This window comes from Polaromonas sp. CG_23.6 (genome assembly GCF_029892315.1).
Taxonomy (GTDB): domain Bacteria; phylum Pseudomonadota; class Gammaproteobacteria; order Burkholderiales; family Burkholderiaceae_C; genus Polaromonas.
On sequence record NZ_JARXUY010000001.1, the window covers coordinates 825,865 to 838,069 of the forward strand.

Below are 12,205 nucleotides of genomic sequence, written 5' to 3' on the forward strand. Positions count from 1 at the left end.
AGTTTCTGGCCTTTTCATGACGGTTTGATGTGGTGTTACTGTAAGTTGCTGTTTTAGCGTTGAAAAACAGCCAAACACAGTGCCCGGCAAAGCCTATAGCAGGCGCGCCAGGTAATGCCCGGTATGGCTGTCAGGGTTGGCGGCAATGTCTTCAGGCGTGCCCACGCCCACCACCATGCCGCCGCCGGCGCCGCCTTCCGGCCCCATGTCGATCAGCCAGTCGGCGGTCTTGATCACGTCCAGGTTGTGTTCGATCACGACGATGGTGTTGCCGGCATCGCGCAGCTGGTGCAGCACTTTGAGCAGCAGGTCGATGTCGGCAAAGTGCAGGCCGGTGGTCGGCTCGTCCAGGATGTAGAGCGTGCGGCCGGTGTCGCGTTTGCTCAGCTCCAGCGCGAGTTTCACCCGCTGCGCTTCGCCGCCCGACAGCGTGGTCGCCGACTGGCCGAGCTTGATGTAGCTCAGGCCCACATCCAGCAGCGTGTGCAATTTGCGCGCAATCGTCGGCACGGCCTTGAAGAATTCGGCCGCCAGCTCCACCGTGAGGTCAAGGATTTGCGCGATGTTCTTGCCCTTGTACTGGACTTCGAGCGTTTCGCGGTTGTAGCGCATGCCCTTGCAGACGTCGCAGGGCACGTACACGTCGGGCAAAAAGTGCATTTCGACTTTCACCATGCCGTCGCCCTGGCAGGCTTCGCAGCGCCCGCCGGCCACGTTGAAGCTGAAGCGCCCGGCGCCGTAGCCGCGTTCGCGCGCGGTGTTCATCTCGGCCATCAGCTCGCGGATCGGCGTGAACAGGCCGGTGTAGGTGGCTGGGTTGCTGCGCGGCGTGCGGCCAATCGGCGACTGGTCGACGTTGATGACCTTGTCGAAATGCTCGATGCCCTCGATGGCTTCGTGTGGCGCCGGCTCTTCATGCGCGCGGTAAAGCGTGCGGGCAACGGCGGCGTACAGCGTGTCGTTGACCAGCGTGGATTTGCCCGAGCCCGACACGCCGGTCACGCAGGTCAGCAGGCCGACCGGAAACTCGACGCTCACGCCCTGCAGGTTGTGGCCGGTGGCATTGACCACGCGCAGCGCCTGCATGTCGCCCAGCGTCGCTTGGTGTGCAGCTTCACGCGCTGCGCGGCGTTCGGCCGCCGGACTGGGCGCAAAGCGCGACTTGCTCTGATCGAACGCGCGGGCGTTCTTGACCGTCGGCAGCCACGGCGTTCGGTGCTTGGGCACGGCGATCTTCAGCGTGCCCGCCAGGTATTTTCCGGTCAGCGAGTCGGGATTCGCCTGCACCTGCGCAAACGTTCCCTGCGCCATGACGCGACCGCCATGAATGCCAGCACCCGGCCCCATGTCGATGACGTGGTCGGCGGCGCGGATCATGTCCTCGTCGTGCTCGACCACCAGCACGCTGTTGCCAATGTCGCGCAAATGCTTGAGCGTGCCGATCAGCCGGTCGTTGTCGCGCTGGTGCAGGCCGATGCTGGGCTCGTCGAGCACATACATCACGCCGGTCAGGCCCGAGCCGATCTGCGACGCCAGCCGGATGCGCTGCGACTCGCCGCCCGACAGCGTCTCGGCGCTGCGGTCCAGGCTCAGGTAGTTCAAACCCACGTCGTTGAGGAACTTCAGCCGCAGGCCGATTTCGCGCACCACCTTGGCGGCAATCTCGGCCTTCGCGCCCTGCATCGTCAAGGTGCTGAAGTAGTGGAAGCTTTCGCGCAGGGTGCTGTGGCTGACTTCGTAAATCGCCTTGCGGCTGGGTTGCGCGTCACCTTTTGATGTGCCGACCAGGTAGACATGGCGCGCTTCGCGCCGCAGCCGCGTGCCGCCGCAGTCGGGGCAGGGCTGCACGCTGCGGTAGCGGGCCAGGTCGTCGCGCACCACGGCGGAGTCGGTTTCGCTGTAGCGGCGCTCGAAGTTGGTGATGATGCCTTCGAACGGATGCTTCTTGCTGACCTTTTTTCCGGCTTTTTCGCCCGTATCCATCAGGTAGCTGAACTTGATCTCTTCTTCGCCCGAGCCGTGCAGCACCACCTGTTGCACGTTCTCGGGCAGGTCTTCAAACGCCGTGTCGATGTCGAACCGGTAATGCGCCGCCAGGCTCTCCAGCATCGAAAAATAATAGGCATTGCGCCGGTCCCAGCCCTTGACCGCGCCGCTGGCCAGGCTCAGCGATGGAAAGGCCACGATCCGCGCCGGATCGAAAAAGTCGCTGTGTCCCAGGCCGTCGCAGCACGGGCAGGCGCCGACCGGCGAGTTGAAGGAAAACAGGCGCGGCTCCATCTCGCTGAGCGAATAGCTGCAGACCGGGCAGGAAAACTTGGCGCTGAACAGGTGTTCCTGGCCCGAATCCATTTCCAGCGCCAGCGCCCGGCCATCGGCCAGCCTTAACGCCGCTTCAAAGCTCTCGGCCAGTCGCTGCCGTAGTGCGGGTGGCGGCACCGCGCCGGCTTCGGTTGGGACGTCAGGCGCGGTTTCTTTGTCCAGGCGCACCTTGACGCGGTCGATCACCACGTCAATCGTGTGTTTTTCGGTTTTCTTGAGCTTGGGCAGCGCGTCGAATTCGTAGGTTGCGCCATCGACCCGGAAACGCACATAGCCCTGCGCCTGCATGGCCTCGAACAGGTCGACAAACTCGCCCTTGCGCTCGCGTGCCACGGGCGCCAGGATCATCAGCCGCGTGTCCTCGGGCAGGGCCAGCACGGTGTCGACCATTTCGCTGACGCTTTGCGCCTGCAGCGGCAGGTCATGCACCGGGCAAAACGGCGTGCCGGCGCGGGCATACAGCAAGCGCAGGTAGTCATGGATCTCGGTCACGGTGCCGACGGTGGAGCGCGGGTTGTGGCTGGTGGCTTTTTGCTCGATGGAAATCGCCGGCGACAGGCCTTCGATCATGTCCACGTCGGGCTTGTCCATCAGCTGCAAAAACTGCCGCGCATAGGTCGACAGGCTTTCGACATAGCGGCGCTGGCCCTCGGCATACAGCGTGTCAAACGCCAGGCTCGACTTGCCTGAGCCGGAAAGGCCGGTGATGACGACCAGCTGGTTGCGCGGAATGTCGAGGTCGATGTTTTTCAGGTTGTGCGTGCGCGCCCCCCGAATGCTGATGGCCTGCGCGCCATGGCCTGTGGGCCGGGCTGCCCGCTCAAAAGCCTGGATTGCCTGGTCTTCGGCGGCTGCATGTGCGTCTGAAGGCATGATGGCGGGGTCAAGCGCGGGCAGGGAAGTCAGGGGTTTGCTGTCGTTGGGAAAGTTCACAGGGTTGCAGCGCCAGAAAAACTTTCGATCATAGACCTGAGCCGGCTTGCGGGCAGTGCCGCCGCCGGGTATCAAGCACAATACGGGGCCTTGTCCAGGCCATTCATCGAGCTTTCTGTGCTTGTGTGAAGACGCTTTTCAGGCACGGCTGCCATGCGTTAAGGCCACGGCTGTTTGCGGTAATTTTCCACTTTTGAGACTCCTTCACCGTGTCTTCTGCAGCCCCTTCTTTTCCCATGACCGCCCTGGAGCGGCGCGCCAGCTTCTCGCTGGCGTCGATTTTTGCGCTGCGCATGCTGGGCCTGTTTTTGGTGTTGCCGGTGTTTGCGCTGGAAGCGGCACGCTATCCGGGCGGTGACGACCCGGCCAAAGTTGGCTTGGCGATGGGCATTTACGGGCTGACGCAGGCGCTACTGCAGATTCCTTTTGGCCTGGCGTCGGACCGGCTGGGCCGCAAACGGGTGATCGTGGCCGGGCTGATGGTGTTTGCGCTGGGCAGCTTTGTCGCAGCTGCCGCACCCGACCTGAACTGGCTGCTGGCGGGCCGGGCATTGCAGGGCGCGGGCGCGATCTCTGCCGCCGTCACCGCGCTGCTGGCCGACCAGACGCGCGACGAGGTCCGCACCAAGGCCATGGCGCTGGTCGGCGGCAGCATCGGACTGATGTTTGCCGTGTCGCTGGTGCTGGCGCCGGCGCTCAATGCCCGCATCGGGTTGAGTGGCCTGTTCGTGCTGACAGGCGTGCTGGCGCTGGCCGGCATCGTCATGGTGCTGTGGCTGGTGCCGCCCGAGCCGTTGCTGCACCAGGACATGGCGCGCGGCGGCGTTGCCGATGTGCTGCGGCGCGGCGACATGCTGGGCCTGAACTTTGGCGTGTTCGTGCTGCATGCGGTGCAGCTGTCCATGTGGGTGGCGGTGCCGGCGCTGCTGGTGCAGGCCGGGCTGCTCAAGGCGCTGCACTGGCAGGTGTATCTGCCGGCGGTGCTGGCGTCGTTCGTGGTGATGGGCGGCACGCTGTTTCCGCTGGAGCGGCGCGGCCACCTGCGTGCCGTGCTGCTGGCCGCGATTGCCCTGCTGGCGCTGGTGCAACTGGGTTTTCTTTGCATGGCCATGGCGGCCGGCGGCGCGGCGCCATCGCTGTGGATGCTGGGCGGCTTGCTGCTGCTGTTTTTTTGCAGTTTCAATGTGCTGGAGGCCAGCCAGCCGAGTCTGGTGTCACGCCTGGCCCATGCCTCCAGCCGGGGCGCAGCGCTGGGGTTGTACAACACCTCGCAGTCGCTGGGGCTGTTTGCCGGTGGCGCACTGGGTGGGGCGATGCTCAAGTGGGGTGGGGCGCCAGGCCTGTTTGTCTCGACCACCGCGCTGTCGTTGCTCTGGCTGGCGGTGGCCTGGCGGATGATGCCGGTCCAGCCCGCCAGGGCCCGACCCATTCCGGCCTGAGTTTCAGCGCGCCTGCGGCGCTTCGGCTGGAACGGCAGCCGGCGGCGGCGGCTGCAGGCCGGCAATCATGTGTTCGGCCAGCGTGGCGTACAGCGGCCGGCTGATCATGCGCGACAGCAGGCTGGCCAGCATGGCCGCCATCATCAGGCTGAGCACCATGGCGCGGCCATCGACCATTTCCATCACGATGATGAACGCCGTCAGCGGCGCCTGCGTGACAGCCGCCAAGAAGGCGGCCATGCCGATGGCGATCAACGCGGCGCTGATGTCGGGCGCCGTGAGCAGGGCAATGTTGCTGCCCACGCCGGCGCCTATCGACAAGGCGGGCGCAAAAATGCCGCCGGGTACGCCGCACCAGGCGGCCAGCCAGGTGGCAATGAACTTGAGCAATACATACAGCGACGGTATATCGGCCTGGCCTGCCAGCATCTGCGTGACAGCGTGCGAGCCCGCGCCAAAGGTCGAGCCGTCGCTGACCAGTCCGATCACCGCAATCGCCAGGCCGCCGGCGGCGGCAAAGCGCACCGGGTGCAGGCTGCGCCACCGGCTGAAGCGGTCGGGTGACGAGCCGGTCAGCGAAATCGCCATCAGGCGTGCAAAAACGCCGCCGAGCAGGCCGCAGGCCAGCGCCACCATCAGACCGGGAAAGAGCGCATTCCAGCCCAGGATCGGCACCTTGATGACGCCGAAATAGGTGATGTTGCCAAAGGTCGAAACCCCCATCAGGCCGGCCAGCACGATGGCCGTGATGATCAGGCCGCTGTTGCGCGACTCCAGCTTGCTTGAAAGCTCCTCGATGGCAAACACCACCCCCGCCAGTGGCGCGTTGAAGGCCGCCGCAATGCCGGCTGCGCCGCCCGCCACCAGCAAGGCATGGTTGCTCATGCCGGATTCAGGACGCAGCCAGCGGCGCGCATGCTGCATCACGCCCGCCGCCACCTGAACTGACGGGCCTTCGCGGCCAATGGACAAGCCCGCCATCAGCCCGGCGGTGGACAGCCCGATCTTGGCCAGCGTCAGGCGCAGCGACACAAAACGGCTTTGCGCACCGGGCGGCAATGCGGGATCCAGCGCCGCCATGACCTGCGGAATGCCCGAGCCCGCAGCGCCGGGAAAATGACGCCGGGTCGCCCAGACGATGGCCGCTGTCAGGGCCGGCGTCCACAGCAAAATGGCCCAGCGGTTGGCGCCGTGAAGCCGCTCAAACAGCCCGAAGCCCCATTCGCCCAGCAGGGTGAAGGCCACCACGCTCAATCCGGCGGCAATTGCATAGACCAGCACCACGGCGCGGTCGAACCAGAGCCGGCCATTGGACAGTTCGCTGCGCAGGTTGTGCAGGAAATTGGGCTCATGGGGCGGTTGATGCATGGGGTGATTATTGCGTGACGGGCCAATCCGGCCAGCCAGGGCCTGCCGGATGCGGCACAATTGCGCTTTGGGCGCCACCCGCCCGTCAAGACACTTCCCCTGACCCATACCATTCCAGAGCAAGAGGCGGCACACCATGGCATCAGTCAATAAAGTCATCATCGTCGGCAATTTGGGCAAAGATCCCGAAATGCGCAGTTTTCCCAGCGGCGACCAGGTCGCCAACGTCACCATCGCCACCACCGACAAGTGGAAGGACAAGCAGTCCGGCGAAATGAAGGAAGCCACCGAATGGCACCGCATCGTGTTCAACGGCCGTCTGGCCGAGATCGTCGGCCAGTACCTGCGCAAGGGCTCGCAGGTGTATGTCGAAGGCTCCCTGCGCACCCGCAAGTGGACCGACCAGAGCGGCGTTGAAAAGTACACCACCGAAATCCGCGCCGACCAGATGCAGATGCTGGGCAGCCGCCAGGGCATGGGCGGCCCTGGTGCTGGCGGCCATGACGAGGGCGGCGGTTACGAAGCGCCGCGCCAGTCAGCCGCCCCTGCCAGCCGCCCGCCGCCGCCACGGCAGGCCCCCGCGCCTGCACCTTCCAAGGCGTCCAGCGGCTTTGACGACATGGACGACGACATTCCGTTCTGAGGTCTACCTGAGACCAATTCGGTAAAGAATTAAGCTAAAGCCCTGATTTATCAGGGCTTTTTTGTTTCCGCTTTGAATTTGAAAGTCCTTGGCGCGTCGACGGCTCAACGCTCGATCTGCAGCAGCAACGCCTCGAGTTGCTCGAAACCAATCGGCTTGGTCAGGTGGTCGTCGAAGCCGGCTTCGCGTGCCAGTTGCTTGTCCGACTCTTGGCCCCAGCCGGTCGCGGCGATCAGGACGATGTTCTTGCCCCAGGACAATTGACGCAACCGGCGCGCCATTTCGTAGCCGCTCACGTCGGGCAGGCCGATGTCCAGCAGCGCCACGTGGGGGACAAATTCTTCTGCCAGTTTCAGGCCGCTGGTGCCGTTGTGGGCCGTACGCGCCTCGTGTCCCAGCAATTCGAGCACCATTTTCATGCTCTCGGCAGCATCGACGTTGTCATCTACCACCAGGATGCGCAAACCCTCAACTTCAGCAGCGGAGGGCGTGTCTGCTGCTGCCTGCCGCAGCGCTTGCGAGAGCGGAAGGCGGACGGTGAATTCGCTGCCCTGGCCGACGCCTTCACTGGCCGCGCTGATGCTGCCGCCATGCAACGCAACCAGCCCGCGCACCAGCGCCAGTCCGATGCCGAGCCCGCCCTGTGAGCGTTCCAGTGCCGGTGTCAACTGGGAGAACATCTCGAAAATGGCGGCGAGCGACTCCTTTGGTATGCCGATGCCGGTGTCGCGCACCGACACCACGGCTTCATGGCCGCAGCACTGCAGCGCCAACCAGATGTGGCCGCCCCGGGGGGTGTACTTGGCCGCATTGTTGAGCAGGTTGGCAATCACCTGGGTCAGCCGGGTCGCGTCGGCGTCGATGATGACTTCCCCGGGGGGCAGTTCCACGCTGAGCGTGTGCCCGGCGTTTTGCAGCATGCCGCGCGCATCCTCCAGCGCCAGGTGCACGATGGCCGTCAGGTCGACCGGCTCGCGGCGCAGCGCCATGCGGCCCTGGGTGATGCGGGAAACCTCCATCAGGTCGTCCACCAGATGGGTGAGTTGCTGCAACTGGCGCTCCAGCACCCGGATCGACCCGTCTTGCCAGGGCGCGTTCTGCCCCTGCAGCTTGAGCGCTGCCACCACGTTGGACATGGGCGCCAGCGGGTTGCGCAGCTCATGCGCCAGAGTCGCCAGGAATTCATCCTTGCGACGGTCCGCCATCAGCAGCTTCTGATTGATTTCAAACAGCTGTGCCTCGGCGCCCAGGCGCGCTTCGAGGGCGGCCTCGGCAGCCTTGCGTGCCAGCAGCAGTTCTCGTTCGTAAGAGCGCCGGTCGGTGGCCATGAAGATCGCCAGTTCGTCCAGCAGTTGCCCACTGTGGCGCCGCCGCACGATGTTGAGCAGCATCGGCAGGCGGCTGCCATCACGGTGCAACAGATCGAACTGCACCTCGGCCACCGAACCCTGCATCTGCAGCAGCGGCACGCAGTTGGTCTGATGGAACACCTTGCCTCCCATGGGGAGCAGGTCTTGCAGTCGAAGGCGGCCGCGCAATTCATCGGTTTGGTAGCCCAGCCAGCGGCACAGCGTGGTGTTGACGCGCAGGATGGTGCCATCGGGGTCTGTCAACATCAGGCCGCACGCAGCATGCGCGAACAGCACGCTGTCTGCGGGCAGTGGCACGCGCTCGCTCATGGCCTAGCTGAGTAGTGGATCAAGAAATCGCTCGATGGCTGCAGAGCAGGCGGACGGCGTGCTGACGTGCGGGCAGTGGCCGACGTTGTCGATCAGTTCCAGCACGCTGTGCTGCAATTGCTGATGCATGTACTGGCCCACCGTAAGAGGAGCGATCAGGTCGTCGCTGCATTGCAGGATCAGCGCGGGCGTGGATGAAAGGGGCAGGGCGGCGCGATGGTCGGACAGGAATGTGACCCGGGCAAAATGCTTGGCAATCTCCGGGTCGTTGCGGCAAAAGCTGTTGGTCAGCTCAATGCCGAGTTCCGGCTGGTCCGGCATGCCCATGATGGCCGGCGCCATATTGCTGGACCAGCCCAGGTAGTTGCTGTCCATCGTGTCGAGCAAGTCGTCGATGTCGGCGCGCGTGAAACCACCGACATAGTCGCCGTGGTTGGTGTAGCACGGCGACGGCGCCACCATGATCTGCGCCAGAAAGCGCTCTGGCGCCTCGATGGTGGCCAGCAGGCCGATGATGGTGCTGACCGAGTGGCCGACCAGGATCACCGGGCCGGTGGCAAACTCGTCGACGATTTCCAGGATGTCGGCCGCATAGCCATTCAGCGAGCCGTATTTTTGCCGGTCGTAGGCGCTCAGGAGGGAGCCGCCACTGCCGACCAGGTCAAACGTAACGACCCGGAACCGTTCACTGAAGGCAGGAACGAGATATCTCCACATGAACTGGTCGCAGCCAAATCCATGGGCAAGCAGCATGGTGACAGGACCGTCGCCATAGGCATGCACGTTGTTTCGACGTTGGATACTCATAGGATTCTGGATAGGAGAGAAGCCGACATTGCGGCAGGTCCGTCGCAGGGATGGGCGATACAAGCCCGTAGCGATGGTTCGAGGCCATACTACCATCGCCCGCTGCAGTGCCCCATGGCCGCTGTGCAGCCGTGACAAAATGCCGGCGAGGGCCGCTGGCTGGGCATTGCGCCCATGGCTGGCCTTGGTCCTGTGTGGACCCAACCCCGTGTCCATTACGAAAGTGGAGAGTTCCCATTGCCTTCTGATAAATTTCCGATGAAAAGTGCCCGCTTGTTGCTGATGGGTGCCGGTTTGGCCGCCGCCGGCTTGCTGACCATGACACCAGCGCTGGCGCTGGGTGAACTTGAGCCGTTGACCAACATTCTGTCGGTTCCTGGGAGCGCTGGACTGGGCGTGGTTACCCACTTTGAAAGCTCGCCCTACCGTGGGGCTGGCAACCGATACGATGTCCTTCCGCTTTACCTGTACGAAGGCGAGCGCTTCTTTCTTCATGCCAACCGGGGCGGTGTGAAGCTGAAAGAGGCGGGTGACCAGCGCTTTGATTGGTTCATCGAGCAGCGGCTTGAAGGTTTTCCGGCCGACCGCTTGCCCGCCAGCCTGACGGGAATGGCAACCCGTGATTCGGGTATTGATATGGGCCTTTCCTGGCGTTACCGCCAGCCCTGGGGCACAGTGCAGGCCGAACTGCTGCATGACATCGGCGGGTTTTCAAAGGGCAGCGAGTTTCGTCTGGGCTATACCTACGACTTGCGTTACGGTCGGTTGAGCCTGCGCCCCAACCTGAGCGTGGCGCTGCGCGATGCGCGTCTGAACAACTATTACTACGGCGTGCAGCCCGGCGAAGCCACGCCCGGCCGCGCTGCCTATTCGCCAGGAGCGGGCCTCAACACCACGCTCGGCCTGTACGGCTCCTACGATCTGTCCCAGCGCTGGCGCCTGCTGGCCGGCGTGTCGGCCACCGTGCTGGACCGCCAGCTCAAGGACAGCCCCATTGTGCAAAAGCGCGTGCTGCCCGGCGTGTACGTGGGCGCGGCCTATGACTTTGGCGGGCACAAGCGCGAATGGGTGCAGGACGGCTCGCCGACCTGGTTCAAGCTGCTTTACGGCAAGGCCACCGACGACGGCTGCCATCTGCTCAAGATCGTGACCGCGCAATGCCTGTCAACGGCCAGCGTGAACCCCACCAGCATCACCGGCCTTCAGGTCGGCAAGCCTTTTTTGCAGAACGTCAACGGCTGGCCGCTTGATTTTGTCGGCTATGCCGGCTTGACCAGCCACAACGACCGGGGCCTGCAGGCCAACGGCTTGCAGCTCGACCTGTTCATGAAGGCTTTTTACACCGGCTTTCCATGGAGCGAACGGGTCAAGACGCGTCTGGGCATGGGCGTGGGCGTTTCGCTGGCCCAGCGGGCGCCGTACATTGAAGCCAGCAGCCAGGCAATGGACGGCAAGCCGGCTTCGCGCCTGCTCAATTACCTGGACCCGACGCTGGACGTGAGCCTGGGCGACCTGGTCGGTTCGCGTGCCTTGAAGGACACGTTCATCGGTTTTGGCGTGTCGCACCGTTCGGGCATCTTTGGCTCGTCGCGCCTGCTGGGCAATGTCAGCGGTGGCTCCAATTACATTTACACCTATGTCGAGTCGGCGCTGTAATCGGGCGGGTTTGCTATCGCATTAATAGCTGCTTAAGCTTGTCCTGCTTGCGCAAAAGGCTTATTTGACTTGAAAAGTGCGGCGACGGGCTTGCCGCCGGGCACATTTTGCACATTGCTTGACGCAATCACGCCGCCGCCCAGACAGACCTCGCCCTGGTACAGCACCGCCGACTGGCCCGGCGTGACCGCCCACTGGGGCGCAGGGAACACCAGTTCGCAGCCGCCGGCCGAGGCGCTGGCCAGTTCGCAGGCGGCATCAAGCTGGCGGTAGCGCGTCTTGGCCGCCATGGCACCCAAAGCCGGCGCACGGCCTGCCACCCAGCTGCAGTCCTGCGCCTGCAGCACCGTCGATTGCAGCCACGGATGGTCGTGGCCCTGCACCACCCACAGCGTGTTGCTTTCCATGTCCTTGCGCGCCACGAACCACGGCGCGTGCTCGCCAACGCCGCGCTGGCCACGCGCCTGCGCTGCCTTCAAATCCGCGCCCCGGGCCTTCACGCCGCCAATGCCCAGGCCCTGGCGCTGGCCCAGCGTGTAAAAGCTCAGGCCGACATGCTCGCCCAGCATGCGGCCCTGGTCGTTCTTGATGGGGCCAGGCGCCTTGGCAATGTAGCGGTTCAAAAAGTCGCGAAATGGCCGCTCGCCAATGAAGCAGATGCCGGTCGAGTCCTTTTTCCGGGCGTTCGGCAGGCCGATCTCGTCGGCAATGCGGCGCACCTCGGTTTTGTGCAACTCGCCCACCGGGAACAGGGTTTTGGAGAGTTGCGCCTGGTTCAGCCGGTGCAAAAAGTAGCTCTGGTCCTTGGCCGGGTCCAGGCCCTTGAGCAGTTCGTGCAGGCCGGTGGCGACGTTCAGGCGCACCCGGGCATAGTGGCCGGTGGCGATTTTTTCGGCGCCCAGCCGCATTGCGTGGTCTAAAAACGCCTTGAACTTGATCTCGGCATTGCACAAAATGTCCGGATTGGGCGTGCGGCCGGCTTGGTATTCGCGCAGGAATTCGGCGAACACGCGGTCCTTGTAGTCGGCGGCAAAGTTGACGTGCTCAATCTCGATGCCAATCACGTCGGCCACCGCGGCGGCATCGACAAAGTCGATGTTCGACGAGCAGAATTCGCTGTCGTCGTCGTCTTCCCAGTTCTTCATGAAGATGCCGATGACCTCGTGGCCCTGCTGCTTGAGCAGCCAGGCCGTGACGGCCGAATCGACGCCGCCGCTCAACCCCACCACGATCCGTTGCTTGCTGTGTTGCTTGTCCATAGGAAAGCGATTATCCCGCGATGACCTGTTGGCTCCGTTGACCGCTTGTCATGGAACTTCGGCAATACCGGTATTCGGTGGGTGGCGTCGAACTTGCCG

General features: G+C 64.0%; 8 protein-coding genes. 3 read left to right on the forward strand and 5 right to left on the reverse strand.

What is annotated here, in order from left to right:
* Window positions 1-93: 93 nt before the first annotated feature.
* Window positions 94-3,195 carry an excinuclease ABC subunit UvrA gene (uvrA, locus tag H4V98_RS03930; RefSeq protein ID WP_196864760.1) on the reverse strand — a complete coding sequence of 1,034 codons (3,102 nt, stop codon included), beginning with the start codon at window positions 3,193-3,195 and terminating at the stop codon, window positions 94-96.
* Window positions 3,196-3,491: 296 nt separating this feature from the next.
* Between uvrA and H4V98_RS03935 the strand changes: the two genes are divergently transcribed.
* Complete coding sequence (locus H4V98_RS03935) at window positions 3,492-4,694, forward strand: MFS transporter (protein ID WP_196864761.1); 1,203 nt, start codon at window positions 3,492-3,494, stop codon at window positions 4,692-4,694.
* Window positions 4,695-4,697: 3 nt separating this feature from the next.
* Here the strand turns inward: H4V98_RS03935 and H4V98_RS03940 are convergent, their stop codons facing one another.
* A complete protein-coding gene (locus H4V98_RS03940; protein WP_196864738.1) occupies window positions 4,698-6,062 on the reverse strand; it encodes a chloride channel protein in 1,365 nt (454 codons plus the stop codon).
* A gap of 136 nt (window positions 6,063-6,198) precedes the next feature.
* On the opposite strand from H4V98_RS03940, the gene ssb reads away from it, so the two are divergent.
* Window positions 6,199-6,705, forward strand: a complete 507-nt coding sequence (gene ssb / locus H4V98_RS03945; RefSeq protein WP_196864739.1) for a single-stranded DNA-binding protein — start codon at window positions 6,199-6,201, stop codon at window positions 6,703-6,705.
* 104 nt (window positions 6,706-6,809) lie between these two features.
* Here the strand turns inward: ssb and H4V98_RS03950 are convergent, their stop codons facing one another.
* Both H4V98_RS03950 and H4V98_RS03955 read right to left on the reverse strand, forming a co-directional pair.
* Window positions 6,810-8,384, reverse strand: coding sequence for an ATP-binding protein (locus H4V98_RS03950; RefSeq protein WP_196864740.1), 1,575 nt, complete (start codon window positions 8,382-8,384; stop codon window positions 6,810-6,812).
* Window positions 8,385-8,387: 3 nt separating this feature from the next.
* Window positions 8,388-9,191 (reverse strand): alpha/beta hydrolase, encoded by an 804-nt coding sequence (locus H4V98_RS03955; RefSeq protein ID WP_196864741.1) that lies wholly within the window; start codon window positions 9,189-9,191, stop codon window positions 8,388-8,390.
* A 258-nt stretch (window positions 9,192-9,449) separates the two neighbouring features.
* Between H4V98_RS03955 and H4V98_RS03960 the strand changes: the two genes are divergently transcribed.
* The gene (locus tag H4V98_RS03960) at window positions 9,450-10,847 is read left to right on the forward strand and encodes a MipA/OmpV family protein (protein ID WP_196864742.1); all 1,398 of its coding nucleotides are present in this window, start codon (window positions 9,450-9,452) and stop codon (window positions 10,845-10,847) included.
* Window positions 10,848-10,879: 32 nt separating this feature from the next.
* Here the strand turns inward: H4V98_RS03960 and mnmA are convergent, their stop codons facing one another.
* Window positions 10,880-12,106, reverse strand: a complete 1,227-nt coding sequence (gene mnmA / locus H4V98_RS03965) for a tRNA 2-thiouridine(34) synthase MnmA (protein ID WP_196864743.1) — start codon at window positions 12,104-12,106, stop codon at window positions 10,880-10,882.
* Window positions 12,107-12,205: the final 99 nt, after the last annotated feature.